The sequence below is a fragment of the Streptomyces sp. NPDC042346 genome (assembly GCF_055581845.1).
Map to the genome: position 1 here is coordinate 686,631 of NZ_JBVJEH010000003.1, position 25,469 is coordinate 712,099.

The 25,469-nt window shown below is 74.7% G+C and carries 24 protein-coding genes; 15 read left to right on the plus strand and 9 right to left on the minus strand.

Going from position 1 to position 25,469, the window contains the following annotated elements:
* Window positions 1–166: 166 nt before the first annotated feature.
* The 10 genes from ACZ6K0_RS16840 (at window position 167) to ACZ6K0_RS16885 (ending at window position 11,441) form a co-directional block, all read left to right on the plus strand.
* Window positions 167–1,660: a DHA2 family efflux MFS transporter permease subunit gene (locus ACZ6K0_RS16840; protein WP_376404750.1), complete on the plus strand. Its 1,494-nt coding sequence runs from the start codon at window positions 167–169 to the stop codon at window positions 1,658–1,660.
* Window positions 1,661–1,707: 47 nt separating this feature from the next.
* Window positions 1,708–2,940: a ketoacyl-ACP synthase III family protein gene (locus tag ACZ6K0_RS16845; protein ID WP_376404748.1), complete on the plus strand. Its 1,233-nt coding sequence runs from the start codon at window positions 1,708–1,710 to the stop codon at window positions 2,938–2,940.
* A 67-nt stretch (window positions 2,941–3,007) separates the two neighbouring features.
* Window positions 3,008–4,276 (plus strand): beta-ketoacyl-[acyl-carrier-protein] synthase family protein, encoded by a 1,269-nt coding sequence (locus ACZ6K0_RS16850; RefSeq protein ID WP_024758999.1) that lies wholly within the window; start codon window positions 3,008–3,010, stop codon window positions 4,274–4,276.
* Window positions 4,273–5,496: a ketosynthase chain-length factor gene (locus tag ACZ6K0_RS16855; protein WP_469228525.1), complete on the plus strand. Its 1,224-nt coding sequence runs from the start codon at window positions 4,273–4,275 to the stop codon at window positions 5,494–5,496. The genes ACZ6K0_RS16850 and ACZ6K0_RS16855 overlap by 4 nt, the downstream gene beginning before the upstream one ends.
* On the plus strand, window positions 5,493–6,701 hold the full coding sequence (locus ACZ6K0_RS16860; RefSeq protein WP_469228524.1) for an acyltransferase domain-containing protein: 1,209 nt from the start codon (window positions 5,493–5,495) through the stop codon (window positions 6,699–6,701). The genes ACZ6K0_RS16855 and ACZ6K0_RS16860 overlap by 4 nt, the downstream gene beginning before the upstream one ends.
* A complete protein-coding gene (locus ACZ6K0_RS16865; RefSeq protein WP_361970487.1) occupies window positions 6,674–7,468 on the plus strand; it encodes an SDR family NAD(P)-dependent oxidoreductase in 795 nt (264 codons plus the stop codon). Before ACZ6K0_RS16860 ends, ACZ6K0_RS16865 begins: the two co-directional genes overlap by 28 nt.
* A 90-nt stretch (window positions 7,469–7,558) precedes the next feature.
* The gene (locus ACZ6K0_RS16870; RefSeq protein ID WP_469228522.1) at window positions 7,559–8,533 is read left to right on the plus strand and encodes an aromatase/cyclase; all 975 of its coding nucleotides are present in this window, start codon (window positions 7,559–7,561) and stop codon (window positions 8,531–8,533) included.
* Between the two features lie 4 nt (window positions 8,534–8,537).
* On the plus strand, window positions 8,538–10,271 hold the full coding sequence (locus ACZ6K0_RS16875) for an acyl-CoA dehydrogenase family protein (RefSeq protein WP_376404739.1): 1,734 nt from the start codon (window positions 8,538–8,540) through the stop codon (window positions 10,269–10,271).
* Window positions 10,268–11,161 carry a 4'-phosphopantetheinyl transferase family protein gene (locus ACZ6K0_RS16880; protein ID WP_469228520.1) on the plus strand — a complete coding sequence of 298 codons (894 nt, stop codon included), beginning with the start codon at window positions 10,268–10,270 and terminating at the stop codon, window positions 11,159–11,161. Before ACZ6K0_RS16875 ends, ACZ6K0_RS16880 begins: the two co-directional genes overlap by 4 nt.
* A gap of 16 nt (window positions 11,162–11,177) precedes the next feature.
* Window positions 11,178–11,441: an acyl carrier protein gene (locus tag ACZ6K0_RS16885; RefSeq protein WP_376404735.1), complete on the plus strand. Its 264-nt coding sequence runs from the start codon at window positions 11,178–11,180 to the stop codon at window positions 11,439–11,441.
* 170 nt (window positions 11,442–11,611) lie between these two features.
* Here ACZ6K0_RS16885 and ACZ6K0_RS16890 read toward each other — a convergent pair whose 3' ends face one another.
* Window positions 11,612–12,076 (minus strand): nuclear transport factor 2 family protein, encoded by a 465-nt coding sequence (locus ACZ6K0_RS16890; RefSeq protein WP_376404733.1) that lies wholly within the window; start codon window positions 12,074–12,076, stop codon window positions 11,612–11,614.
* 240 nt (window positions 12,077–12,316) lie between these two features.
* Between ACZ6K0_RS16890 and ACZ6K0_RS16895 the strand changes: the two genes are divergently transcribed.
* A complete protein-coding gene (locus ACZ6K0_RS16895; protein WP_469228518.1) occupies window positions 12,317–13,090 on the plus strand; it encodes a cyclase family protein in 774 nt (257 codons plus the stop codon).
* Window positions 13,091–13,172: 82 nt separating this feature from the next.
* Here ACZ6K0_RS16895 and ACZ6K0_RS16900 read toward each other — a convergent pair whose 3' ends face one another.
* Window positions 13,173–13,619, minus strand: coding sequence for a nuclear transport factor 2 family protein (locus ACZ6K0_RS16900; protein WP_469228516.1), 447 nt, complete (start codon window positions 13,617–13,619; stop codon window positions 13,173–13,175).
* A gap of 233 nt (window positions 13,620–13,852) precedes the next feature.
* Here ACZ6K0_RS16900 and ACZ6K0_RS16905 point away from each other — a divergent pair, with 233 nt between their 5' ends.
* Both ACZ6K0_RS16905 and ACZ6K0_RS16910 read left to right on the plus strand, forming a co-directional pair.
* The gene (locus tag ACZ6K0_RS16905) at window positions 13,853–15,451 is read left to right on the plus strand and encodes a class I adenylate-forming enzyme family protein (protein WP_469228515.1); all 1,599 of its coding nucleotides are present in this window, start codon (window positions 13,853–13,855) and stop codon (window positions 15,449–15,451) included.
* Complete coding sequence (locus ACZ6K0_RS16910) at window positions 15,448–16,434, plus strand: MBL fold metallo-hydrolase (RefSeq protein WP_469228513.1); 987 nt, start codon at window positions 15,448–15,450, stop codon at window positions 16,432–16,434. Before ACZ6K0_RS16905 ends, ACZ6K0_RS16910 begins: the two co-directional genes overlap by 4 nt.
* A gap of 126 nt (window positions 16,435–16,560) precedes the next feature.
* On the opposite strand, the gene ACZ6K0_RS16915 is transcribed toward ACZ6K0_RS16910, so the two are convergent.
* From ACZ6K0_RS16915 to ACZ6K0_RS16940, 6 genes are all read right to left on the minus strand, one after another.
* Entirely contained in the window at window positions 16,561–16,815 is a 255-nt protein-coding gene (locus tag ACZ6K0_RS16915; RefSeq protein WP_376404722.1) for an acyl-CoA carboxylase epsilon subunit, read from the minus strand.
* 126 nt (window positions 16,816–16,941) lie between these two features.
* The gene (locus ACZ6K0_RS16920) at window positions 16,942–17,889 is read right to left on the minus strand and encodes a nucleotide disphospho-sugar-binding domain-containing protein (RefSeq protein ID WP_376404720.1); all 948 of its coding nucleotides are present in this window, start codon (window positions 17,887–17,889) and stop codon (window positions 16,942–16,944) included.
* A 104-nt stretch (window positions 17,890–17,993) separates the two neighbouring features.
* A complete protein-coding gene (locus ACZ6K0_RS16925) occupies window positions 17,994–18,770 on the minus strand; it encodes an AfsR/SARP family transcriptional regulator (protein ID WP_376404718.1) in 777 nt (258 codons plus the stop codon).
* Window positions 18,771–19,025: 255 nt separating this feature from the next.
* On the minus strand, window positions 19,026–19,631 hold the full coding sequence (locus ACZ6K0_RS16930) for a response regulator transcription factor (RefSeq protein WP_376404716.1): 606 nt from the start codon (window positions 19,629–19,631) through the stop codon (window positions 19,026–19,028).
* Window positions 19,632–19,894: 263 nt separating this feature from the next.
* Complete coding sequence (locus ACZ6K0_RS16935) at window positions 19,895–22,090, minus strand: TOMM precursor leader peptide-binding protein (protein WP_469228511.1); 2,196 nt, start codon at window positions 22,088–22,090, stop codon at window positions 19,895–19,897.
* 43 nt (window positions 22,091–22,133) lie between these two features.
* Window positions 22,134–22,451, minus strand: coding sequence for a hypothetical protein (locus ACZ6K0_RS16940; RefSeq protein WP_376404712.1), 318 nt, complete (start codon window positions 22,449–22,451; stop codon window positions 22,134–22,136).
* 349 nt (window positions 22,452–22,800) lie between these two features.
* Here ACZ6K0_RS16940 and ACZ6K0_RS16945 point away from each other — a divergent pair, with 349 nt between their 5' ends.
* Window positions 22,801–24,048, plus strand: coding sequence for a histidine kinase (locus ACZ6K0_RS16945; protein WP_376404710.1), 1,248 nt, complete (start codon window positions 22,801–22,803; stop codon window positions 24,046–24,048).
* Between the two features lie 40 nt (window positions 24,049–24,088).
* Here the strand turns inward: ACZ6K0_RS16945 and ACZ6K0_RS16950 are convergent, their stop codons facing one another.
* Complete coding sequence (locus tag ACZ6K0_RS16950) at window positions 24,089–24,484, minus strand: DUF6059 family protein (RefSeq protein WP_469228509.1); 396 nt, start codon at window positions 24,482–24,484, stop codon at window positions 24,089–24,091.
* 259 nt (window positions 24,485–24,743) lie between these two features.
* Here ACZ6K0_RS16950 and ACZ6K0_RS16955 point away from each other — a divergent pair, with 259 nt between their 5' ends.
* A complete protein-coding gene (locus tag ACZ6K0_RS16955; protein WP_376404706.1) occupies window positions 24,744–25,466 on the plus strand; it encodes an alpha/beta fold hydrolase in 723 nt (240 codons plus the stop codon).
* The last annotated feature ends 3 nt before the right edge of the window (window positions 25,467–25,469 follow it).

Consider the following 25,469-nt stretch of genomic DNA (forward strand, 5'->3'; position numbering starts at 1 on the left):
CGGGGGACCGGAGGGGCGGCTCTCGTGCACTCCGGGGGGTGGTGTCGTTTCCTGCTGAATCCGGCCACCGGGCCGCTTCAGAAGTGCTCCAGTGGTGCGCTATCGCCCGGGGTGACCTTTCTTCACGGCAGCAGTCGACGTTGTGAAGAAGGAGAGGGTTCCCACGATGGCCTCCATCGACGTACCGCCCACAGGTTCCGGGGTGACACACGGCCATCCGGGACGGACCGCCGCCGTCGCCGCGGTGGCCGTGTTCATGGTGTCCCTGGACAACCTGGTCGTCACCACCGCGCTTCCCGAGCTCCGGGACAGCCTCCACGCCAGCCTCAGCGCCCTGGAGTGGACGGTCAACTCGTTCACCCTGGTCTTCGCCGTGCTCCTGCTGTCCGCCGCGGTCGTCGCCGACCGGTTCGGGCGCAAGCGGCTCTTCACCCTCGGCATCGCCGTCTTCACCGTCGGCTCCGTGATGTCCGCGCTCGCCCCCGGCATGGGGATGCTCATCGCCGGGCGCGGTGTGCAGGGCGTCGGCGCCGCGATCGTCCTGCCGCTCACGCTGACGCTGCTCTCGGCCGCGTACCCGCCGGAGAAGCGCGGAGCCGCGCTCGGCATCTGGGGCGCGGTCGGCGGACTCGCCGTCGCGCTCGGGCCCGTCGTCGGCGGCGTGGTCATCAACTACCTGACCTGGCAGTGGATCTTCTGGATCAACGTGCCGATCGGCATCGCCCTGCTGGCCCTCGCGCCCAGCTGGCTCGCCGAGAGCCACGGCGAGCGCAAGCCGCTCGACCTGGCCGGCACCGTCCTCGCCAGCGTCGGCATCCTCGGTCTCGTCTTCGGTCTCGTCGAGGGCAACGCGGCCGGCTGGACCAGCCTTCGGGTCCTCGGGAGCTTCGCCGTCGGCGTCCTCTCGCTCGTGGCCTTCCTCGTGTGGGAGAGCCGGACCACGCACCCGATGATGCCGCTCTCCCTCTTCCGCAACCGCGGCTTCAACGCCATCAACGGCGTCTCGCTCCTCATGTACTTCGGCATGTTCGGTTCGATCTTCCTGGTCACCCAGTACGTGCAGACCGTGCAGGGCGCCTCGCCGCTCGGCGCCGGTGTCCGGCTGCTCGCCTGGACCGGCATGACGCTCATCGCCGCGCCCATCGGCGGCGTCCTCTCCGACAAGATCGGCGGCCGGCCGATCGTGATCGCCGGCATGGTGCTCCAGGCCGCCGGCCTCGCGCTCATCGCCGCCACCGTCACCGAGACCTCCGGGTTCCTGACGCTGCTCCCCGCCTTCGTGCTCAACGGGCTCGGCATGGGGCTCTACTTCGGCCCCGCCGCCAACCTGGCGCTCGGCGCGGTACGCCGCGAGGACGAGGGCATCGCCTCCGGCGTCAACAACACCATCAGGGAGCTCGGCGGCGTCTTCGGTGTGGCCGCGCTCGCCGCGGTCTTCGCCTCCTACGGCGGCTACACCGACGCCCACACCTTCGTCGACGGCATGGTCACCGCCCTCTGGATCGGTGCCGGCGCCGTCGCCGCCGCGGCCGTCTGGTCGCTGTGGCTCGACGGACGCAAGGAGGTGGCCGGCTCCGGTGAGCAGGGCGTGAGCGAGGTCAAGGCCTCCGGCGCCGGTGCCGAGCGCCCCGTCAAGGAGCCGGTGGGCGCGCGGGGCTGACCTTCCGCCCCCGTACACAGCCCGACCATCCCTGTGGAGGGACCCAGTTGAGGTACGAACGCGACATCTTCATCGCCGGGGTCGGCAGCCGCGTCCCGGCAACCCGCCGGGTGCGCGACGCCGTCGCCGAAGGGCGGATCGACGAGCGCACCGCCCGGCAGATGCGGATGGACAGCGTCGCGGTGTCCGCGTCCGAACCCGGACCGGTGCTCGCCGCCGCGGCCGGCCGCCAGGCCATGGCCCACGCCGGGCTCGGCCCCGCGGACATCGACCTGCTGCTCCACGCCACCGTGCACTACCAGGGCCACGACCTGTGGCCGCCCGCCTCGTACATCCAGCGCGAGGTGCCGTGCGGCGACGGGCCCGCCCTGGAAGTGCGGCAGATGTCCAACGGCGGCATGGCCGCGCTCGACCTCGCCGCCGGATACCTCCTCGGCGGCGACAGCAGGTCGGCGGCGCTGCTCACGGCCGGAGACCGGTTCTGCGAACCGGCCTTCGACCGGTGGCGCTCCGACCCGGGCACCCTCTACGGCGACGCCGGGGCCGCGCTCGTACTCTCCCGGCGCGCCGGGTTCGCCCGGCTGCTCAGCCTCGCCACCGTCGCCGACTCCGACCTGGAGGGCATGCACCGGGGCGACGACCCGTTCGGTACGGCGCCGTTCGTCCGGCACCCCGTCGTCGACATGGAACGCCACAAGCGGGCCTACGTCGGCGGGGCGGGCATGTCGTTCACCGTCGCCCGCGTCGCCGCCGGCCAGCGCGCCGCCCTCAAGAGGGCGCTCGCCGAGGCCGACGTGACCCTGGACCGGATCGACCGCTTCGTCCTGCCGAACCTGGGATGGCGCCGCCTCGACGCCGCCTTCTTCCAGCCCTACGGCATCCCCGAGGAGCGCACCGTCTTCGACTGGGGCCGCACGGTGGGCCACCTGGGCGCCGCCGACCAGTTCGCGGCCCTCGCCCACCTCGCCGCCACCGGCGGACTCCGGCCCGGCGAGCTCTGCCTGCTCGCCGGCATCGGGGCCGGATTCACCTGGTCCTGTGCCGTCGTCCGCGTCCTCGACACCCCGCCGGTGCCGCCGCCGGTGCCTGTTCCCGGTGACGCCGCCGTTCCCGGTGGTGCCGTCGCCGTCTCCGGTGGTGCCGCCCTTCCCGGTGGTGCCGCCGTACCCGGTGGCGCCGTCGCCTCCGGTGGTGCCGTCGTCCCGTCGGTGCCGCCCGCCGCCCCTCCCGTTCCCGCCGCCCCGCTCATATCCACCCACGTGGAAGGACCACAGAAGTGACCCGAGTCGTACGAGTCGTGCGAGGAGCCGCCGCCGAGGCGCTCCGCAGCCGAGCGGGGGTGCGCCCGTGACCCGCAGAGTCGTCATCACCGGCATCGGGGCCGTCGCCCCGGGCGGCGTGGGCGTCAAGGCCTACTGGGAGCTGCTGACCGCGGGCCGCTCCGCCACCCGGACCATCACCCACTTCGACGCCTCGCCGTTCCGCTCCCGGCTCGCCGCCGAGGTCGACTTCGACCCGCGCGCCGCGGGGCTCAGCCCCCAGGAGATCCGGCGCCTCGACCGGGCCGCCCAGTTCGCCGTCGTCAGCGCCCGGGAGGCCCTCGCCGACAGCGGGCTCGACCTCTCCGCCCACGACCCCGGCCGGATCGGCTCCACCCTCGGCAACGCCGTCGGCTGCACCACCAGCCTGGAGCGCGAGTACGTCGTCGTCAGCGACGGCGGACGCAAGTGGGAGGTCGACCACGAGTACGCGGTCGCCGACCTCTACCGCCACTTCGTGCCCAGCTCCATGGTGGCCGAACTCGCCTGGCAGGCCGGCGCCGAAGGCCCCTCCGCCGTCGTCTCCACCGGCTGCACCTCCGGCCTCGACGCCCTCGGGCACGCCGCCGAACTCATCCGCGAGGGCAGCGCCGACGTGATGATCGCCGGAGCGACGGAGGCCCCGATCTCCCCGATCACCTCCGCCTGCTTCGACGCCATTCACGCCACCACCCCGCGCAACGACGAGCCGAACGCCGCCTCCCGGCCCTTCGACCTCACCCGCAACGGCCTCGTGCTCGGCGAGGGCGCCGCCGTCCTCGTCCTGGAGGAGCTGGAGAGCGCCCGGCGCCGGAACGCCCACATCTACGCCGAGATCGCGGGCTACGCCTCGCGCTGCAACGCGTACCACATGACCGGACTCAAGCCCGACGGACGGGAGATGGCCGAGGCCATCGACCGCGCCCTCGGCGAGGCCCGGATCTCCCCGGACGCCGTGGACTACGTCAACGCGCACGGCTCCAGCACCAAGATGAACGACCGCCACGAGACCGCCGCCTTCAAGCGGAGCCTCGGCGCCCACGCCTACGACGTACCCGTCAGCTCCATCAAGTCGATGATCGGGCACTCGCTCGGCGCGATCGGCGCCCTGGAGATCGCGGCCTGCGCGCTCGCCATCGAGCACAACGTGGTCCCGCCCACCGCCAACCTCCACAACCCCGACCCCGACTGCGACCTGGACTACGTGCCGCTGACCGCGCGCGACCACCGCACCGACGTCGTCCTGAGCGTCGGCAGCGGCTTCGGCGGCTTCCAGACCGCGATGGTCCTCGCCGACCCCGACAGGAGGAACCCGTGACCGCGGTAGTGACCGGCATCGGCGTCACCGCGCCCAACGGCCTGGGCGTCGAGGCCTATTGGAAGGCCGCGCTCGACGGGCAGGGCGGTCTCGGCCCCCTCACCCGCTTCGACGCCACGCAGTACCCCACGCGGATCGCCGGCGAGGTCGACGGCTTCGACGCCGCCGAGCACCTGCCCAGCAGGCTCATCCCGCAGACCGACCACATGACGCGGCTCGCCCTGAAGGCCGCCGACGAGGCGCTCGCCGACGCGGCCGTCGACACCGCCGCGCTCGACGAGTACGGCATGGGCGTCATCACCGGCGCCTCCGGCGGCGGCGTCGAGTTCGGCCACCGCGAGCTCCAGAACCTGTGGAGCAAGGGCAAGGAGTACGTCTCCGCCTACCAGTCCTTCGCCTGGTTCTACGCCGTCAACACCGGCCAGATATCCATCCGGCACGGCCTGCGCGGCCCCAGCGGCGTCCTCGTCACCGACCAGGCCAGCGGCATCGACGCCCTCGGCCACGCCCGGCGCCAGCTGCGCCGCGGCACCGGCCTCGTCGTCTCCGGCGGCGTCGACGGGGCGCTCTGCCCGTGGGGCTGGGTCGCCCAGATCGCCACCGGCGAGCTGAGCCGCGTCGACGACCCCGAGCGCGCCTACCTGCCGTTCTCCGCCGAGGCGTCCGGCTACGTGCCCGGCGAGGGCGGGGCGCTCCTCGTCGTCGAGGAGGCCGAGGCGGCCCGCGCCCGCGGTGCCCACCAGGTGTACGGGGAGATCGCCGGATACGCGGCCACCCTCGACCCGAAGCCCGGCTCCGGACGGCCCCCCGGCCTGGAGCGGGCGATCCGCGCGGCCCTCGCCGAGGCCGGGGCCGCCCCCGCCGACGTGGACGTCGTCTTCGCCGACGCGGCCGGCGTGCCCGACCGGGACCGGGCCGAGGCCGACGCGCTCGTCGCCGTCTTCGGCGCCCGCGGCGTGCCCGTCACCGCGCCGAAGGCCGGCACCGGCCGGCTCTTCGCCGGCGGCGGCTCCCTCGACACGGCGACCGCGCTGCTCGCCCTGCGCGACGGCGTGATCCCGCCGACCCCGTACGTCGACGCCGCCGACCCCGCGTACGGCCTCGACCTGGTCACCGGCGCCGCCCGCGAGGCCCGGCTCCGCACGGCCCTGGTCGTCGCCCGCGGCCACGGCGGCTTCAACAGCGCCGTCGTCCTGCGCGGGAGCGGGAGCAACCGGTGAACGGCGCGGCGCCCACCTCGGTGGGTGCGGCGGCGTCGACCTCGGTGGACGCGGCGGCGCCCATCCCGGCCGGTGCGCCGGCGCCCACCCCCGTCATCCTCATGCTGCCGGGGCAGGGGTCCCAGCACCCCGGCATGGCCCACGGCCTCTACGGCACCGAAGGGGTCTTCACCCGGGTCGTCGACGAGGTCCTCGGGCTGCTCGGGGCCGAGGGGCGGCGGGTGCGGGACGACTGGCTGGCCGAGCGGCCGCTCGTCGACATCGACGACGTCACCCGCGCCCAGCCCCTCCTCTTCGCCCTCGACGTCGCCTACGGCACCCTCCTCGCCTCCTGGGGCGTCCGGCCCGTCGCGCTCGTCGGGCACAGCGCCGGCGAGTACGCGGCCGCCGTCCTCGCCGGGATCATGAACCTGCCCGACGCGGTGGCCGCGCTCGACGCCCGCGTACGGGCGCTCGCCACCGCCCCGCGCGGCGGCATGGCCGCCGTGGCCGCGAGCCCGGCGCTGCTCACGCCCTGGCTCACCTCGCAGGTCGTCGTCGGCGCCGTCAACGCGCCCTCCCAGGTGATGATCGCCGGACCCGAGCCCCACCTGTCCGCCGTCACCGACGCCCTCGACGCGGGCAAGCTGACCTGGATGCGGGCCAAGGCCACCACCGGCTTCCACAGCCCCTCCGTCGAGGCGGCCTGCGCGAGCACCCGGCCCGCGTACGAGCGGATCGCCTACAAGGCGCCGCGGACCGTCGTCGTCTCCGGATACACCACGCGAGCCCTGGCCGAACCACAGCTGAGCGACCCGGGGTTCTGGGCGATGCAGCCGGCCAGGACCGTGCTCTTCGGACCGGCGCTCAGCCACCTCCTCGACGGCGAAGGGCCCGTCGGCGGCGGCCCCTTCCTCCTCGTCGAGGCGGGCCCGGGGCAGGGGCTCTCCATGCTCGCCCGCCGCCACCCCGCCGTCACGCGGAACGGATCGGCCGTCGTACCCCTCTCCCCGGTACGGGCGGGAGCCCCGCTCGACATCAAGCAACTGGCGGCCGTGGCACGGAAGTTGCGGGAGCACGGGCATCGGCTCGGGCACCGCGCCCCCACGGACGGCCTCGCCGATCCCGGAGCCCCCGTGGCCCCCGTAGTCCCCGTCGACCCCACCACCCCTTCCACGCGAGAGCGAGAGGACCAGAGATGGACAGCAACAGCGGGCGCCGCGTAGCCCTCATCACCGGCGGCACCAGCGGAATCGGTCTCGCCTGTGCCGAACTCCTCGCCGAGCAGGGGCACGCCGTCTTCGTCTGCTCCCGCAACGAGGACGACGTCCGCGCCGTCGTCGACAAGCTGCGGAGCGCCGGCCACGAGGCCGACGGCATCCGCGCCGACGTCACCTCCAAGCAGGACGCCAAGGACGTCGTCCGGGCCGCCGTCGACCGCTTCGGCCCCCTGCACGTCCTCGTCAACAACGCGGGCCGGGGCGGCGGCGGCATCACCGCCGAACTCTCCGACGAGCTGTGGGAGGACGTCATCGAGACCAATCTCAACGCCGTCTTCCGCCTGACCCGCGAGGCGCTCACCACCGGCGGCATGCTGGAGCGCAAGGCGGGCCGGATCATCAGCATCGCCTCCACCGGCGGCAAGCAGGGCGTCGTCCTCGCCGCCCCGTACTCCGCCTCCAAGCACGGCGTCGTCGGCTTCTCCAAGGCCCTCGGCCTGGAGCTCGCCCAGGCCCGCGCCGGCATCACCGTCAACGCGGTCTGCCCCGGCTACGTCGAGACGCCCATGGCGGGCCGGGTGCGCCAGGGGTACGCCGACCACTGGGGCACCACCGAGGAGCAGGTCCTGGAGAAGTTCCAGGCGAAGATCCCGCTCGGCCGCTACTCCACCCCGGAAGAGGTCGCGGGCCTCGTCGGCTACCTCGCCTCCGACACCGCCGCGTCGATCACCGCGCAGGCCCTCAACGTCTGCGGCGGCCTGGGCAACTACTGACCCGCACGCGGCGGCCCCGGCCGCCCGCACCCTCTCCCGGCGCCGCCCCCTGCGGTGGCGCCGGCCCTCGCCCCCGGAAGGAAGTCCGCCTTGACCACCACCGCCCCGACCGCCCCGACCGTCCACGTCACCCGGCACGAGACCGTCGTCGCAGCCCCGCCCGAGGAGGTCTTCGCCCTGGTGGCGGACGTGACCCGGTGGCCCCAGGTCTTCGGCCCCACCGTGTACGCCGAGGTCACCCAGGACGACGGCACCGACCAGGACCTGCGCATCTGGGCCTTCGCCAACGGCGAGGTCCGCTCCTGGGCCTCGCGGCGCACCCTGGACCGCACCGCGCGCACGATCGTCTTCCGCCAGGTCGTCTCCTCGGCGCCGGTGGCCACGATGGGCGGCGAATGGCGCGTGGAGGAGGACCGGGCCGGCGGCTGCCGGGTGGTCCTGCTGCACGACTACGCCGTCGTCGACGACGACCCCGAGGCCGCCGAGTGGGTGGCCAGGGCCGTCGAGACCAACAGCGTGAAGGAGCTGGCCGCCCTGCGGGACACCGCCGAGCAGGCCGCCGCGGGCGGCGAGGGGGAGGAGCTGACCTTCACCTTCAGCGACAGCGAGCGGATCCAGGGCTCCGCCCGCGACGTGTACGCGTTCCTCGACCGCGCCGACCAGTGGCCCGACCGGCTGCCGCACGTCGCCGCCACCCGCTTCACCGAGGAGGACGGCGGCATCCAGGTCCTCGACATGGACACCCGCAGCCCCGACGGCTCCCTCCACAACACCCGGTCCGTCCGCGTGAGCTTCCCCGAGCGGGGCCTGCTCGTCTACAAGCAGCTGAAGGTGCCGCCGGTCATGGCCGGCCACACCGGGCGCTGGACCATCGTCCAGCACGGCGACGAGGTCACGGCCACCTCCTGGCACACCGTGACCCTGGACCCGGCCGGTGTCCGGCAGGCCCTCGGCGAGAGCGCGACGCTCGCCGAGGCCCGGTCCCTCGTGCGCCACGCCCTCGGCACGAACAGCTCCACCACGCTTCGGCACGCCAAGGCGTACGCCGAGGCCGCCCGGGCGTGACCCCATGAGCACGCTGGGCGGGACCGGGCCGGCGGTCCCGGTCGGCGTGCGGATCGACGCCGTCGAGGCCGCGCTCGGCGATCCCCGCGACCCGGCCAACCCGGTCGGCTGGGCCGCGGTGCTCGCCGCCGACGAGGAGCGCGTCCTGCCCCCGGCGGGCGTCGCGCTCTACGACCGCCTCGGTCTGAATGCCGAGTTCGTGCCGGCCTCCCTCGGAGGCCGGCTGCACGGCACCGACGAGCTCGGGCCCGTCCTGCGCGCCCTGTTCCGCCGCGACGCCGCACTGGGCGTCGGCAGCGCGCTCACCTCCTTCATGGCCGCCACCGCGGTCTGGGCCTTCGGCGACGACGCCCAGCGGGCCAGGACCGCCGAGGCCCTGCTCGACGGGGGCCGCGCCACCATCGCGTACCACCGGTTCGCCCACGGCAACGACTTCGTCAGCGACGAACTGCACGCCCGGCGCACCGCCGACGGCTACCGGCTCGACGGCCGCAAGCGCGCCGTCCACAACGCCCAGGACGCCCGGCTGGTCGTCGCCTTCGCCCGTACCGACGAGGGCGACGACACCGGACGCGGGCATTCGCTCTTCCTGCTCGACGCGGCCGCCCTCACCGGCCCGCGGGTGCGCCGCGGCGAGACCCGCCCGGCCGCCGGGATGCGCGGACTGCGCGTCGGCAGCCTGGAGTTCACCGAGCGCCCGCTGCCCCGCACCGCGCTGCTCGGCAGCTGGGGCGGCGGCGTGCGCCACAGCCTCTCCGTCTTCCCGCTCATCCACGCGGCCGTCCCGTCCATGGTCATCGGGGTCTCCGACACCGCCCTGCGCACCGCCGCCCTCTACGCGACGGAGCAGCGGCCCTTCAGCCGTCCGCTGCCGCAGGTCTCGTACGCGCGGACCGCCGTCGCGGGCGCCTTCGCCGACCTCCTGCTCGCCGACGCCCTGGCCCGCACGGCCGCCCGCGCCCTCCACCTGCTGCCGGGCGGCTCCCCGGTGCTGGCCGCCGCCGCCAAGTACCTGGTCCCGGCGGGGGTCGAGGAGAACCTCAACGCCCTCTCCGTGATCCTGGGCGGCGCCTTCCACGCACGGGACGGCGCCTACGCCATCCTCCAGAAGCACGTACGGGACTTCCCCACGGTCACTTTCGGCCACGTCGGCAACGTTGTCTGCCAGACCGTCATGGCCCAGCACCTGGGATGGATCGGCAGCGGTCGCTGGACCGGCGAAGCGCCCCCGCCCGCCGCGCTCTTCCGCCCGGGGCCCGTGCTGCCGCCCCTGGACCCCGCCGTGTTCACCGCCGCCGACGGCCGGGACGGGCTCTGCGCCCTCCTCGCCGAGGCGCCCGGCGAGCACCGGCTCGCCGGCGACGATCCCGTACTCCGCTCGCTCCGGGCCCAGCTCCGGCTGCTCGCCGCCGAGACCGTCCGTCTCCAGGAGGCCTGCGCCGGCCTCGGCAGGTTCGGCGCGGGCCCCTACCCGTCCCGGGTGTTCCCGCTCACCGACAGGTACGCCCTGCTGCTCGCCGCCGCCGCCGGCTTCGGCGTCTGGCGGGAGAGCCCCCCGGACACCCGCGCCGCAGACCCCGGCTGGCTCGCCGTCGCCCTCCACCGGATCCTGCGCCGCCTCGGCAGGTCCGCCCCGCCGCTCCCGCCCGGGGTCGAGGCCGGCCTCTGCGAGGAGGTCCTGCGCCGGGCCGCCGAGGCCCGCAGCTACGACCTCGACGACCGGGTGCTCGCGGGATGAGCCCGGCACCAGGGCTCGCCGCCGCGCCCGTACCCCGGCACGTACCGGGGCCCCGCGGGCCGTGGGCGCCGGTCGCCCGGGACCTGGCGCGCTGCGGCACCGCCGTCGCGTGGTCCCGGGTGGCGCCGTGGCACCCCGGCCTGACCGACCCCGCGCGGCTGCGGGCGCTGCTCGGCGACGACCGGGCACGGTACGAGGCCCGGCACGGCGCCGACGCCGAGCGGTTCGCCGCCGGCCGGCTGCTGCTCAAGTACACGGCGGCGCAGGCCCTGCGGACGGCACCGGACGGCCTCGAACTCGCCTACGGACTCACCGGCCGCCCCCTCGTACGCGGCAGGCCCGGGGTCGCGCTCAGCCTCAGCCACACCGGCGACCTGCTGTGCGTCGCGGTCACCGTCGTCGGAGGCGTCGGCGTCGACGTGGAGGACGCGGGCCGCCGGCTGTACGACACGGGCCTGGAGCCCCGGATGTGCGCACCCTCCGAACGGGACGCGCTCGCCCGGCTGCCGGAGGCGGAGCGCGACGCCCGGCTGCTGCGGCTCTGGGTGCTCAAGGAGGCGTACACCAAGGCCCTGGCCCAGGGGCGGCTGCTCCCCTTCACGTCCTTCGGCTTCCGGCCGGACGGGGGAGAGGGGGCGGACGGAGGCAAGGCGGACGGGGGAGAGGCGGAATTGCTGCGGTTCGACGGGACGCCCGTGGCCGACCCGGCCTGGCGGTTCACGACCCAGCCGCTGGGCGGCACCCACCTCGTGGGTCTCGCGGTGCGCGACACCCGGCAGGAGGGAGATGCGGAGTGTTCAGATCCGCTCGATCGGTCGTCGAGGAAGACGGCCGAGAATCTCCTTGTAGGAAATCAAAAAGCTTATCAAGTGGCTCAACAGAGCCTGTAGGGAAGGGACTTCCACCATGGCCCGGCTGACGCTTGACACCCTGTTGCAGATCCTCCGCGAGAGCGCGGGCGAGGAGGAGGGCGTGGACCTCGGGGGCGACATCCTCGACACCCCCTTCGTGGAGCTCGGTTACGACTCGCTGGCCCTGCTCCAGGCGACCGGCCGGATCGAGCGCGACTTCGGAGTGGCCCTCCCCGACGACGTCGTGGCCGAGGCGGAGACGCCGGCGCTCCTGCTCGACCTGGTCAACGGCGCGGAGGCCGTGGCGGTCGCCGCCTGAACGGGGCGGTAGAGGGGCGGGGCCCGACCACCGGAAGGTGGCCGGGCCCCGCCCCTTTTCGCCGTCCGCCGTGCGCCTTCGCGGGCATGACCGTGCCCCGGTCACGGGGGATGGGACCGGGGCACGGAGTCGGGTGGGTGTGCGGGTGAGCGCGCGGTGCGGCCGGCGAATCAGAGCGCGGACGTCGGCGGCAGGTCGTCGCGGTCGACGTGCCGGCTGAGGATGCGCAGCGCGCCGTCCTCGCGGTTCAGGACGTCGGTGACGAGGGTGCTGGCCAGCAGGGTGGGACCGCCCTCGCGGGCCGTCGAGGTCACGAGGACGTACGAGCGGGTGAGCACGGTGCCGTCCTCGCGCGGCTCGGCGGTCAGCTGGGTCAGCATGTGCCGGTGCTGCACGCCCTCCGCCGTACGGGCCGCGAACATCGCGGTGACGGCGGGCAGGATGACGGCGCGCGAGACCACCGGCTCGGGGCGGGCGTTGGAGCTGAAGGAGCCGTTCACGGCGAAGCCCTCGGCCCAGGCGACCGCGTCGCCCCCGTCCCCGGCCTGGAAGTGCCGGGCGTAGAACTCCTCGACCTCGTGGCGGAGTTCGGTCTGCGCTCCGGTGGCGGGGGCGTCGGACTGGACGGTCGGCATGGTGTTCCCTCCGGTGGTGGGGCGGTCGGCGGACGCGGTCGGCCCGTGCCCCGCCACCACGGTCGCCGGGGCGCCTCGAAGAGGGCTCGGCCGCTGCTGAAGAGCGGCCGGTTCACAGTCCCTCCAGGGGCGTACGAGGACGCCGTCCGACGATGGCGAGCGGCCGCCCGAGCCCTGATCGCGGGATTCGGCGGCCTCCGCCGCCCGGCCTCCGCCCGCCCACTGCCAAGGAGCATGCCCATGCCTCTGATCGATCTCTCCTCGCCGGTGGACGGCGAGTTCTGGGAGCCGGACACCGTGACCCACACGATCATGTCCGCCGAGGAGGGCGCCCGGCACATGGCCGAGGGCATGAAGCGGGTGTTCGGCATCGACTTCGACACCTCGGTGCTGCCCGACGGGGAGTTCCTCACCAACGACTTCCTCACCCTCACCGCGCACACCGGCACCCACGTCGACGCCCCCGCCCACTACGGGTCGCGCGGCACCTACGGGGTGCCCCGCACCATCGACCAGATGCCGCTCGACTGGTTCCACCGCCCGGCCTTCGTCCTCGACCTGCGGGACGCGGGCACCGGCACGGTCGGCGCCGACCGGCTGCGGAAGGCCGTGGCCGACATCGGGTACGAGCCGCAGCCGCTGGACATCGTGCTGCTCGACACCGGCGCCGCCGCCCGCGTCGGCACCCAGAGCTACTTCACCGACTTCACCGGACTCGACGGCTCGGCCGTGCGCTACCTGCTCGACCTGGGCATCCGCGTCATCGGCACCGACGCCTTCAGCCTGGACGCCCCCTTCGGGCACATCATCAAGACGTTCCAGGAGACCGGCGACCGCGACGTGCTGTGGCCCGCGCACTTCGCCGGCCGGGAGGTCGAGTACTGCCAGATCGAGCGGCTCGCCGGCCTGGAGAGCCTGCCCCGCCCGTTCGGCTTCACCGTCACCTGCTTCCCCGTCAAGATCGCCCGGGCCGGGGCGGGCTGGACCCGGGCGGTGGCGCACGTCCCCGAGTGACCGGAGACGCGGGACGCGGAGCGGGGCGGAACCCTGGAGTAAGGGTTCCGCCCCGTTTCTCTTGCCGTTCCCGCTTCCGCCGTCAGGCCGCGGCGACATCCCCCAGCGGCGGGAGGTCGTCGCGGAGCACGTCGCGCCGGCGCACCTGCCACCCGCCGTCCGCCGCGACCACCTCGTCCTCCATGACGGTGCTCAGGTACGCCTGCGGGGCGCCCTCCCGGGCCGTCTCCACCAGGAGCACGTACGCGCGGGTGGCCAGCGCGCCGTCCGCAAGCTCGGTCACGGCCAGGGAGGTCAGCAGGTGCCGCCGTACGACCCCGTCGGCGCGGCGCGCCTCGCCCAGCCTGCGGGTCGCCGCGCGGATCTTCTCCCGGCCCTGGACCGGGCCGGGCAGCGCGTTGCTCCGGAAGACGGTGTCGTCGGTGAACGTGCCCGCGTACGCGTCGACGTCGTCGCCGTCGGCGGCGTGCATCTGGCGGGCGTAGAAGTCCAGGAGGGACTGGCGGCGGGCGGCGGCGGTAGCGGACACGAAGGCTCCTCGGTCGGGGCGTCGGGCGTCGGGCGTCGGGCGTCGGGCGTCGGGCGCCGAGTGCTGGGCGCCGGGCGCGGCGCGCCGGGTGCGCGGGGCGTGGGGGTGCAGGCTGGCCCCGGCGGCTCGGCGGGCGCTCGGGCGGCCCTTGTTCACCACCGCTCGACGCCCGCTCAAGGACGGCTGGAGAGGCTTCCGGGATCTGCCGGGTGAAGGGAAATGGGGGAGTCGTCGTGGTCGTACAGCGTCTTGGGTTCTCGGAGGGGGCGCCGGTCCTGCTGGGCGAGCTGCCGCGCGAGGCCGCACGCCGGTCCGGGCGGCACGTCGCCGTGGAGGCCGCCGGCACCGCCCTGACGTACGCGGAGCTCGACGCGCGCGTCGACGCGATCGCCGCCCGGCTCGTCGCCCTGCTCGGCACCGGGCGGCGCGAGGTCGTCGCGGTGTCCTCGGTCCTCGGAGCCGACTTCCCCGCCGTCTACTACGCGGTGGCCCGCGCCGGTCACATCGTCGCGCCCGTCAACCCCTTCCTCCCGCCGCCCGTCTGGCAGGGGCTGCTCGGCTCCGTCGGGGCGGCGGCCGTGGTGCTCGCGGCGGACGTACGGGCCAAGGTCGGCCCGGCGCTGGCGGCGGTGCCGTCGCTGCGGGCCGTGGTGACCTTCGAGGAGCTGCCGGGAGCGGAAGAGGCGGCGGAGAACGACGCGGCGGAGAGCGACGCGCCGGGGAGCGACGTGCCGGCGTACGAAAGCGCCCCGACCACACCCGACGACATCGCCGCGATCATGTTCACCAGCGGCAGCACCGGTCGGCCCAAGAGCGTCGCCCTCACCCACCGCAACCTGCTCACCGGCGCCCGGCAGATCGGCGCGGCGCACGGCGTCGGCGCGGACGCCGTCGTCCTCAACGCGCTGCCGCTCTATCACCCGATGCACCTCAACGCCGCCGTCACCGCCGGTGCCACCCAGCTCCTCGCGGCGGGCCCGGACCCGGCCGGCGCGGTCCGGCTGGCCCGGGAGCGGCGCGCCACCCACTTCTACGCCCTGCCGTTCCAACTGGCCGGCCTCGCCGAGCACCCCGAGCCGGCGGCCCTGGCCCTGCCGGACGTCCGGCTCGTCGGCACGGGCGGGCTCCCGCTGCCGCCCGCCACCGCCGACCGGCTGAGCGCGTCCTTCGGCGCGCCCCTCGTCCAGGGGTACGGGCTGACGGAGACGGCGGGCCTCGCCCACTCCGCCGGTGCCGCGGGCGCTCCCGAGGGCTCGGTCGGCCCCGCCCTGCCGGAGGCCGCGACCCGGATCGTCGACCTGACGACCCGGGAGCCGGTCACGGACGGCGGTCTCGGCGAGATCGAGATCTCCGGCCCGCACGTCGCGCTCGGCTACGTCTCGCCGGACGCCGAGGGGCGGCTCGCGGTGGCCCCGGCCGCCGGGCCGGACGGCTGGTTCGCCACGGGCGACGCGGGCCGGCTCTCGCCCGAGGGCGACCTGTACGTCCTCGACCGGGTCGTCGACCTCTACCACCACGCGGGCGCCCTCGTCTCGCCCGGCCGGGTGGAGCGCCGCCTCGCGGCGCACCCCGCCGTCCGGGAGTGCGCGGTGCTCGGCCTCCCCGGACCGGGCACCGACGGGCCGCTGCTGACCACGGCGTTCGTGGCGGTACGGGACGGGGCCGAGGACACGTGGGAGGAGCGACTCGCCGCCGAGGACGGCCCCGAGACCGACCGGGTGCACCGCGTGGTCCGCGTCGGCGCCCTGCCGCGCCTGCCCAACGGCAAGCTGGACAAGGCGGCCCTGCGCGCACTCGGCACCCGCCCCGCAGAGGCGGCGGTCTCCGGATGACCGAGGTCCGGCCCGAGATCGTGCGGCGGCCGCTCGGGGCGACCCGCGACCGCGCCGACGGGTACCGGCACCGGCTCGCCGATCCGCTGCCGAGCCCCCGGGACATGCTGGCCGCCGTCGTCGCGGGGAAGCTCCGGCCGGACAAGTCGCAGGCCGCGCTCATCCCCGTACACCCCGAGCGGCACGCCGGGTTCGGCTCCGCGCCGGACACGACGTCGGCCACCTGGGTGGGGCACGCCACCTACGTCGTACGGATCGGCGGGCTCACCGTGCTCACCGACCCCGTGTGGTCGGACGCCATCCTCGGGGCGGGCAGCAGGCTCACCCCGCCGGGAGTGGAGTGGGACGCGGTCGGGCCGGTCGACGCCGTCGTGATCAGCCACAGCCACTACGACCACCTCGACGCCGCCACGATCGGCCGGCTGCCGCGGACGACACCGGTGTTCGTGCCCGCCGGGCTCGGACGGTGGTTCAGGAATCGCGGGTTCGGCGAGGTCACCGAGCTGGACTGGTGGGAGGAGGCGGAGCTCGGCGGCGTCCGGTTCGGCTGCGTCCCGGCCCGCCACTGGAGCCGTCGAGGCCCCTTCGACCTGTGCCGCACGCTCTGGTCGGGGTGGGTGCTGTCCGGCCCAGGACACCGCGTCTACTTCGCCGGGGACACGGCGTACGGGCCGCACTTCGGGCAGATCGGGGAGGCCTTCCCCGGCATCGACCTGGCGCTGATGCCGATCGGCGCGTACGAACCGCGCGAGCTCCTCTCCCACGCGCACGTCAGCCCGGAGGAGGCCGTGCGCGGCTGCCTCGACGCCGGCGCAGCCAGGATGGCGACGATGCACTGGGGCACGTTCGCGCTGTCGGGCGAGCCGCTGCTCGACCCGCTCGAACGGGCCCGCGCCGCCTGGCGGGAGACCGGCCGCGACCCGGCGGACCTGTGGCCGCTGGCGGTCGGCGAGGGGCGGTCGCTGCCGCCGCCGGGGCCGTAGGAGTCGAGCCGTACGCGCCGTATGAGCCGTTCGAGCCGGACGCGCCGGACGGGATGTGAGGGCATCCCGTCCGGCGCGTCCGCGTATGTGGGGCCGGTCGCTCTGGAAGACCGGTCGCCCGATCCGTCAGCGGCCTCGGGGCACCGAGCGCCAGGAGCCCGCCGCCTGCGAGGTGTGCGACCTGCTCCAGCGCGCCGCGCGGTCGGACCCGGTGCTCTGCGGGCGGGGCGGCTCGCGGTGCAGCGTCGCGAGCAGGGCGGCGGTCACGGCGGCGACCTCCTCCGGCGTGGGGTTGCCGTTCAGGATCCGCAGGGGGCGGACCGGCGTGGCGGTGGAGTCCGCCGGGTGCGGCGGAAGCGGGAACGGGGTCGATGCGCTCATGGCGGTGGCCTCCTGCGGGGGAGGGGCGGGCCCCTCGGGCGGACGGACGGTGGGTGAGGCGGACCTGGGCCCAGGTGTACGGGGCCCGGCCGGACGGCAGGTGTACGGGGTGGGGCCGGACGCCTTCTAGGGCCTGTCCGGCAGGGCGGCGAGGTCCTCAAGGCGGCCGGCGAAGGCCTCGGGCGAGGGCAGGGCGGCGATCGCGGAGCGCAGCCGCTGGGCGGTCGCCAGGGCCCGGCCCCCGTAGAGGAGGTCGGCGAGATGGCGGCGCAGCCGCAGCGGACTCCCGGTCTCCCCGGGCTCCTCGGCGGCGACGAGCCGCCGCCCGGCGCCGATCCGGTCCAGCCGGTCGCCCGCCGGACGGGCGTCGGAGATCACCAGTTGCGTGACGCCGTGGGCGGCGGCCTCCAGGGTCACGTCGGGGCCGCCCTCATGGGCGACGGCCACGCAGGTGGCCAGGACCGGGCCGAGCAACTCCGGTTCCGCGAACCGGACCTGGGGCCCGAGCGTGCCGCCCATGCGGGCCCGCTCGGCGGCGGGCACCAGGACGATCAGCTCGACGTCCAGGCCGAGCGCGGCCCGGGCGACGAGCTGCAGCCGCTCGGGCGACCAGCTCCGCGGGGAACCGGGCGGGCCGGGGCGCAGACACACCCGCAGCAGATGGTGCGGATCGCGCAGCGCGTACGGCAACTGCCCGGCGTGGCAGGTGGGTTGACGTACGGAAAGCGCGTCCGACCCGGCACCCGCGTCGGCGCCGTCGCGCAGCCCGGGCGGGCAGGGGTCGATGCGGACCGGCGCCGGCCCGTCGGCGCTCCGGTGGTCGAGCGGCGTCCACCGTACGACCCGCGCACCGGGGAGCACCCCGGCCGTCGCGTCGCCGTCCTCCGCCGACACCACCAGGTCGGGGTGCCAGCCGGGGCCGGGCGGCGACGTGCCGCGCAGCGCGGCGGAGAGCGGGGCGCCGGGCGGCCCGGCCGTGCGGACCTCGTGGCCCGCGGCCGCGCAGGCCTGCGCGGCGGCCGTCATCGCGAGCAGGTGCGAGACGGAGTGCCGCGCGGTGAACAGGACACGCATGGGTTCCCCCTCCGGCCGCGCCGTGCGCACCTTCGCGCACGCTCTTGCGACCAGGGGACCCCCAGGCGGTCCAGCCTCGTTAGGGGGACGCTGGAGTCCGGACGTCAGGCGTGGTGGGAGGCCTGCCCGGCCCGCTCCCGCAGCTCCTGTCCGAGGCGCCGGAGGTCGGGCGAGGGAAGCAGCCCGAAGCGCTCGTCGAGGCGGGCCGCGACCGTCTCGTACACGGTGAGCGCGCCGGCGACGCGGCCGGAGCGCGCGAGCGCGGTCATCAACAGACCGTGCAGCGCCTCGTGGTGCGGGTGCTCCTCGACGAGGGCGGACAGCTCGGGCAGCAGCCGCTCCCCGGCGCCGAGCCGCACCTCGGCGGTCAGGCACCGCTCCAGTACGTCGCTACGGCTCTGCTCCAGCCTCATCGCTTCGAGGCCGAGGGCGGGACCGTCCTGGACGCCGTCGAGCGCGCGCCCCTTCCACAGGGCGAGGGCCTCCCGGAACAGGGCGGCCGCGGCCGCGTCGTCGCCGGTCTCGAAGGCCGACTGCCCCTGGGCGCACAGCCGGTCGTAGGTGTGGACGTCCACCGTGCCCTCACCGACCAGCAGGGCGTAGCTGCCGGGGCGGGTCACGAGGACGTCCCGGGCGGCGCGCGGGTCCTTGAGGGCCTGGCCGATGAAGTTGCGGAGCTGGAGCACGTACGTCTGGACCGTGATGTGCGCCTTGGGGGCGGCGGCCGCCCCCCACACCTCGTCGACGACGGCGGAGACCGGGACGGCCTGGCCGGCGTGGAGGGCGAGCAGCGCCAGGATCCGGCGGGGCTTGCGCGCGCTCGGGGTGATCGGCACGCCGGCGATGGCAGCGGAGAACGGGCCCAGCATGTCGATCCTCATCGGTGCCTCCTCCTGGTCGTGGGCTCCACCGTCGCACGCGCGTGTGCCGGTGGACCAGTGAGACGGAAACAGGCCAAGGATGAACCGTGCCCGGCCACACCATGACGAATTCACGGTCCGGGCTCACGGCCCGGCGAGGGGCTCGCGGCCCCGGCGAGGGGCTCACCGTCCCGGCGAGGAGCTCACCGTCCCGGCTCACGGCCCCGGCGAGGAGCTCGCAGCCCCGGCAAGGAGCTCACGGCCCCGGCGAGGGGCTCACAGCCAGCCGGAGGTCTGCGCGATCCGGATGGCGTCCACCCGGTTGCGCGCGCCGAGCTTGTAGACGACGGCGGTGAGGTAGTTCCGGACGGTGCCGGCCGAGAGGTAGAGCGCGCCGGCGATCTCGTCGACGTCGTCTCCCTCGGCCGCGAGCCGCAGGACGTCCGCCTCGCGCGGCGTCAGCGGGGACTCGGCGGCCCCCAGCGCGGCGAGCATCAGCTGCGGGTCGAAGACGCGCTCGCCCTTGGCGATGGCGCGGATCGCCTCGGCGAGCCGGCCGGGCTCCGCGTCCTTCAGGAGGAAGCCGCACACCTGCGCGTCGAGCGCCCGGCGCAGATTGCCGGGCCTGCCCAGGCTGGTGAGGATCAGCACCTTGGCCCCGGCCCCCCGCCGGTGCAGGGCCTCGGCCGCCGCGATGCCGTCGACACCGGGCAGCTCGATGTCGAGAACGGCCACGTCGGGCTGCAACTCCTCGACGCGCGGCACGATCTCGGTGCCGGTCTCCAGTTCGGCGACCACCTCGATGTCGGGCTCCAGGGAAATCAGTTCCACCAGAGCACGGCGCAGCATGCGCATGTCTTCGGCGATCAGGATTCTGATCAAGCTTCGTTCCACCCCCGCGGACTCCGTCGACTCCGTGCGTACTCGCACGGCGCGGATGGAGCGTACTGGCTATTTTCGATCCCCGCGCGGGGTGGGGAGGCCGAAATCGTACGACGACGGAGGCGGCCGTGGAACAGCCGCCTCCGTCGTCGTCGTGCGTTCACGAGATCTTCAGGAAGTACTGGGGAGTAGCCCTCTCGGACGCGAGTAAGCGGGAGGTCAGAGGGGCGTCAGAGGGGAGTCAAGCGCAGGTCAAGGGGAGGTCAGAGGAACAGCGGGACCGGGTTGAGTTCCTCGTACGCGGTCGGCGCGGCCAGCCTGCCGAGGCTCACCGGCACGTCGAAGAGACGCCCGGGGGCGAAGCGGTCCCAGAAGTGGCGCATGCCCGGCACGATCACCTTGACCACCGGCAGCCCGACGTCGGGGCGGGTCTGGTCGAGGACGAGGAGCTCCAGGCCGCGTTCGCGCACCGCCGCCCCGACCGCGGCGATGTCGTCGCGGAGGTCGGTGCGCGGCGTGTACGCGAAGTCCGCGGGGCCGCGCAGCGGGGCCTCCGGATCCGGCAGCAGGTAGGGGTGGGCCGCCGCGGTGGCCGTCCGCCACCAGCGCAGCAGCCGCTCGTCCCGGCAGCCGTATCCGGTGCCGTCGGCCCGGACCTCGGCGACGGCCGGCATCATCTGGTTGGCCTCGGCGAGCGCGCGGCACAGCGCGACCTTCGGGTCGAAGTGCGCGCCGAAGCCGAAGAGCATGTCCTCGGCGGGCTTGTCGGTGCGCCGGGTGACGGCGGCGAAGGTCGGGATCCCGAAGTCGGCGGTCACGTCGAGGACCCACACCTCGCGGCCGAGCGAGGCGTGCAGCTCCCGCATCCGGCCGATCCAGGGCTCGTCGAAGGCGTCGAGGTCGACGGCTGCGTGCCGGGTGCGGTTGTACCACCAGAGGGCGACCGCGTCCCGCTCGACCAGTTCCAGGAATCCCTGGACGATCGCGTCCTCCGGGCTGCTGCCGGCGGCGTTGCCGTTGGAGTCGGCCCGGACGTGGCCGAGGCCCGGGGTGCGCGGGGCGTCGAAGTAGAGCAGCGCGGTGGGCAGCAGCCGGTGCTCGCCGCGGGTCAGCGACCAGACCGGGGTCCAGTCGACGGGCGCGTCGTCGTCGAAGGGCTCCATGCCCTGGCGGGGGTCGTACAGCAGGCAGTCGGCGGGGTGGACGGCCCGGTCCGCGACCTCGCGCCAGCTCGCCCGTACGGTCGGCTCGTCGCCCTCGTACATCCCGGAGTGCCGCTCCAGGGACTCGCACAGGGCGCCGACCCGGGCGTCGAGCTCGGTCATGCCCTTGCCGCCGCTCTCGCTGCGCAGCTCGGAGGCGGGGCCGGTCAGGCCGCGCGGTCCCCGGGCGTGGTTGTGGCCGGCGCGGAAGGAGTTGAGCCCGGCGGGGCCGCGGGTGTCGCGCTGCACGGCCTTGACGACGCCGGTGATGGGGCTGATGAGGTGCTCGTACCGCCGGAGGGTCTGTTCGGCGGTGGCGGAGCGGTGGCCCGAGCCGGTGAGGTCGGCCTTGGGGCGGGAGCGCACGGTGACGGGGGCGAGGACCTGCCGCGCGACCAGGCCGGGGTCGCCGCACCCGGCGCACTGCGCGCGGGCCCGCAGCGGGTGCACCCGGGTCGTGAGGCTGAAGGTGTCGAAGGTGAGGACGCCGTCCTGGCCGGGGTGGCGGTGCCCGCCCAGCCACTTGACGCACTCCGCGACGGCGAGCTGGTTGCCGAGGAGGAGGCTCGCGGGCGTCTCGGCCGGCGGATGCGCGACCGGGCGGCCCAGGGCGCGGCGCAGATGCGTCTCGGCGCCCCGGTGGCCCGAGAGCCGGTGGGACAGGCAGTGCCAGCAGGGGCCTTCGCCGGGCCGGAACAGCGGCCCGATCCAGGGGGTGGTGCCGTGCGGCTTCGCGAGCAGCCAGGGCGTGCCCGCGGCGCGCTGTTCCGCGTCGACCTCGGCGAGCTCGGGGTCGAGGTAGTTGTCGCAGACGACCAGGGTGAGCTCGGCGGGGGCGGCGGAGGGGTCGTCGCCGCTGTCCCGCACCAGCAGGCCCGACGCGGTGCAGGCCTGCTCGGCGGACCGGGCGTCGGCGCCGCCGACCGCCCGGACCCGTACGGTCGAGAGGGATAACGGGCCGGGAGCGCCCGCCAGTTCCCAGTACGCGGCGGCGGCCGCCGCCGTGGGGGTCGCCGGCGCCGGGTCGCGGTTCAGGAGATCGGCCTCGTTGAGACGGCCGATCGCCAGGGCGACGTCCCGGGGCGAGCAGTGGGGAGAGGCGTCGGCGACGAGGGACCGGAAGTCCCTGGTGCCGTCGAGGAGCGGTGCGACGACCGCGACCCGCGCGTCGTCGAAGGCGGTGATGCCCCGTTCGGAGATGACGTACGTCGCTTCGCCGGGCACGACCTCGGCCCGCAGATGTTCCTTGAACCCCATGCGCATGCGTGTGCCCCTCCCCCTACGTGTCGGACGTACGGATTCAGTGGCCGGCCGGGGACAGCGGCGCCAGGGCGGCGGCGGGCAGCGCGCGGATGCAGAGCGTCAGCAGGGTGGTGCCGTCGGGGTTTATCGCGGCGTACTCCTCCACGACGGCGCCGAGCCCGGTGGTGGCCGGGATGGCCGGGGCGCTGACGCCCTCGTCGAGGGCGATGCCGGACTCCTTCAGCACGGCGTCCGGGTCGCTGGCGTAGCGGGCGGCGAAGGCCGGGTCCACGAAGGTGTGGAGCATGAGCTCGGCGAAGGCCAGCTCCTGCTCGATCGAGCCGATCTCCAGGGCCGTGATGACAGACTTGTTCATGGCAACTCCCGTGATGTCAGCGGTTGGTGAGGCCGTGAGGCTCGATAGGAGTAGACGAAACTTCGCGACTTCTCCACAAGTGATCACTTCACCCTCACTGGCATGAGATTTTCACCACGGGGATAAAAGCCCCAGTCGGTCGATCAGTCCGCTATACGGGCAGGCGGGCGACCATAATCCGGCCACAGAGCGACATGGACCGGATCCGTGTGGTTATGATCCGGCCATGGGTGGCCCCGGGGGAGGGGCCGACAGGGGGCTGGATCCGATGACAGCACAAGGCACCTCTCGCCTCAGACTCACCTCGCTTCGGCCGGGTGTCACGGAACGGTCCGGCGGCAAAAGGGAGTTGTCGGCCATCAGTTCAGCCGCACCCGCGCCGGGCATCGCCAACGTCCTGGTCGCGGTGGTATTCCTCGGCTACTTGCTGATGCAGGCCGTCAACGTCCTCGAAGCCGAGCCGGGGAGGTCGGAGCTGACCGCGTGTCTCACCATTCCGCCGGTGCTCGCGGCTCTCCAGTACGTGCACTTCGCACCGCACCTCACGCGCCTCAGGCAGCGGCTGCACCCGTGGTCCCTGATCCTCCAGGCGCTGGTCACCTTCGTGCCGTTCGCCCTCTTCGGATGGCACTGGGGAGGCATGGCCGGCTTCCTTGCCGGATCGTTCCTCCTCCGACTGTCGCCGGTCCTGGGCTGGGTGCTCTACGGGCTCACCGTGGCCGGCGTGATGGCGATCTCGGCGACCGAGCAGCTGCGCCCCGTCGACATCGCCTACATGGGCGTCTCGACCGCCCTCACCGGCCTGGTCCTGTACTCGATGGCCCGGCTCGCGATGCTGGCCACCGCCATCCACGACTCGCGCGGAGAGCTCGCCCGCATGGCCGTCGCCAGGGAGCGGCTCCGGTTCGCCCGGGACCTGCACGACCTGCTCGGCTACAGCCTCTCGTCCATCACGCTGAAGAACGAGCTGATCCAGCGGCTGATCATCAGCAACCCGCAGCGCGCCTGCGAGGAGGTCACCGAGGTCCTCGTCATCTCCCGGCAGGCCCTGGCCGACGTCCGCGAAGTGGCGCGCGGCTACCGGGACATGTCCCTCCTCGTCGAGGCCGAGTCCGCCGGCTCGGTGCTGAAGGCGGCCGGCATCAGGTCCGAGATCGAGGTGGACTGCACCGGGCTCTCGTCGATCGCGAACACGATCCTGGCGACCGTGCTGCGGGAGGGCGTCACCAACGTCCTGCGCCACAGCCAGCCCCGTACCTGCACCATCACGACCAGCGTGGATCCCGAGCGGAAGGGATTCATCCGGCTGGAGATCGTCAACGACGGGGTGGGGCAGCGGGGCCTCGTCGCCTCCGACAGCACCGGCACCGGACTGACCAACCTGGCGGCGCGGGCCGCCGCCGTGGGCGGCCGGCTGCGCAGCGGCGTGGACCCCGAGGGCGCCACCTTCCGGCTCCTCGTCGCCGTCCCGGCCGACGCGGCCGCCGTGAAGGACGGTTTAGCCCTCCTGACGGAGGATCCCGGAGCGGCGGAGTGCTGCCCCGAGCCGTCGGCGGCCGAGCGGCGCTCCGCCATGGAGGCCCGGCGCAGCGCCTGACCGGGGCGCGGGCGAGGCCGGGTCCGCCGGGGTGGTCGCGTCACACGCCCCGCAACTCCCGGGCCAGCCGGGCCTCAAGCTCGCTGAGCGGCACGTCGAAGCGGAGCCGCTCCGGGTGTCCGGGCGGCGGGCCGGGCGTCCGGGACGCGGGCAAGGGGACGGGCGAGGTCCAGCGGGCGGGCCTGCGGGCGGGCCAGGACGCCGGTCCGGGTGCGGGCAGGGGTGCGGGCCCGGGTCCGGGTGCGGGCGTGGTGGCGTCCGGGGGCGTGGTTCCCGCGGCCTCCGGGCCGGGTTCCTCGACCTCCCCGTACACGATCCGCCGCACCTGGTCCTCGGGGAGCGGCAGCCAGCACGATCCGAAGGCCACCAGGGCCCGGTAGCAGCCCAGGGCCACCCGTACGAGGTGTCCCAGGGCGCGGTTCGGTACTCCGTCCACCGCTCGTCCTCCGTTCGTGGGCGGCGGCCGGGGCCGGGGGGTCCCTCGGGCCGCCGCCGTCCCCGGAGCGTCGTCCCGGCCGCTCACGTCCCGCTCGAACGCCGGTGGAACGGCGGCGAATCGGCGCCGCTTCAGCAGGAGTGACCGAGGGCTCCGACGAGATTCGAGCGGGCGGTGTCAGCATGCCCCTCAGGGGTCGTCCTGCCGTGAGCCGCCGGACACCTTCAGGACAGGCCGTGGCCGCCGAGAGGAGTGAGGGATGGCTCTGCGCGACGCCCGTCGGGGGGCGGTGCCCGCGAGCGGTCGGGACCCGGTCTGGTGGAGCGGTGGACTCGATCCCGCACGCCCGCTCGTGGTCGTCGTCGGCGGGGCCCTGGGCGGCGGCCCGGAGTGCGCCCGGCTCCTCGGCCGGCTCGTGGCCCACGGCCACGCGGTGGTCGCCCTGCACCTGCCCCGGCCCGTGCCGTGCGCCGAGTGCACCGCGGCCTCCGTCTCCCGGCTGATCGACCGCCACGTCCGCACCACGGACACCCGGCGGACCCGCGTCATCGGCTTCGACCTCGGCGGACGCCCCGCGCTGGCCGCCGCCGCGACCGACCGCCGGATCGCCTCCGTCCATCTCGTCGGCGCCCCGGTCTCCCGGCTCTTCGAGGAGCCCGACCGGATGCTGGCACTTCCGCCGGTGACGGTCGACGCGCTGGTGGACGCGACCGGGGCGGCCGGCGGCGAGCAACTCCCGTACCTCATGGGCGGACTGGCGCTCCTCCCGGAGCAGCTGTACGAGATCCGCGGGACGGTGTGGGTCGGCCACGCCCCCGACGACCCGCTCACCGCGCCGCAGGACCTGGCCCTGCTCAAACTGACCCTGGAGAGCTCCGTGTTCCATGCCTTCGGTCCGACCGGGGGGACGTCACCGCGCGGCGGGTCCGTGCATCGCTGGCTGGTCGACGGGGTACGCCGAGCGGGTTCGCCGGCGCGCTGACCT

What these genes read in the sequence shown, in the direction of transcription:
- ACZ6K0_RS16840 (WP_376404750.1), top strand. Translation starts at nt 167, where the DNA reads ATGGCCTCCATCGACGTACCGCCCACAGGTTCCGGGGTGACACACGGC.
- ACZ6K0_RS16865 (WP_361970487.1), top strand. Translation starts at nt 6,674, where the DNA reads ATGGACAGCAACAGCGGGCGCCGCGTAGCCCTCATCACCGGCGGCACC.
- ACZ6K0_RS16875 (WP_376404739.1), top strand. Translation starts at nt 8,538, where the DNA reads ATGAGCACGCTGGGCGGGACCGGGCCGGCGGTCCCGGTCGGCGTGCGG.
- ACZ6K0_RS16880 (WP_469228520.1), top strand. Translation starts at nt 10,268, where the DNA reads ATGAGCCCGGCACCAGGGCTCGCCGCCGCGCCCGTACCCCGGCACGTA.
- ACZ6K0_RS16885 (WP_376404735.1), top strand. Translation starts at nt 11,178, where the DNA reads ATGGCCCGGCTGACGCTTGACACCCTGTTGCAGATCCTCCGCGAGAGC.
- ACZ6K0_RS16890 (WP_376404733.1), bottom strand. Translation starts at nt 12,076, where the DNA reads ATGCCGACCGTCCAGTCCGACGCCCCCGCCACCGGAGCGCAGACCGAA.
- ACZ6K0_RS16895 (WP_469228518.1), top strand. Translation starts at nt 12,317, where the DNA reads ATGCCTCTGATCGATCTCTCCTCGCCGGTGGACGGCGAGTTCTGGGAG.
- ACZ6K0_RS16910 (WP_469228513.1), top strand. Translation starts at nt 15,448, where the DNA reads ATGACCGAGGTCCGGCCCGAGATCGTGCGGCGGCCGCTCGGGGCGACC.
- ACZ6K0_RS16915 (WP_376404722.1), bottom strand. Translation starts at nt 16,815, where the DNA reads ATGAGCGCATCGACCCCGTTCCCGCTTCCGCCGCACCCGGCGGACTCC.
- ACZ6K0_RS16920 (WP_376404720.1), bottom strand. Translation starts at nt 17,889, where the DNA reads ATGCGTGTCCTGTTCACCGCGCGGCACTCCGTCTCGCACCTGCTCGCG.
- ACZ6K0_RS16925 (WP_376404718.1), bottom strand. Translation starts at nt 18,770, where the DNA reads ATGAGGATCGACATGCTGGGCCCGTTCTCCGCTGCCATCGCCGGCGTG.
- ACZ6K0_RS16935 (WP_469228511.1), bottom strand. Translation starts at nt 22,090, where the DNA reads ATGGGGTTCAAGGAACATCTGCGGGCCGAGGTCGTGCCCGGCGAAGCG.
- ACZ6K0_RS16940 (WP_376404712.1), bottom strand. Translation starts at nt 22,451, where the DNA reads ATGAACAAGTCTGTCATCACGGCCCTGGAGATCGGCTCGATCGAGCAG.
- ACZ6K0_RS16955 (WP_376404706.1), top strand. Translation starts at nt 24,744, where the DNA reads ATGGCTCTGCGCGACGCCCGTCGGGGGGCGGTGCCCGCGAGCGGTCGG.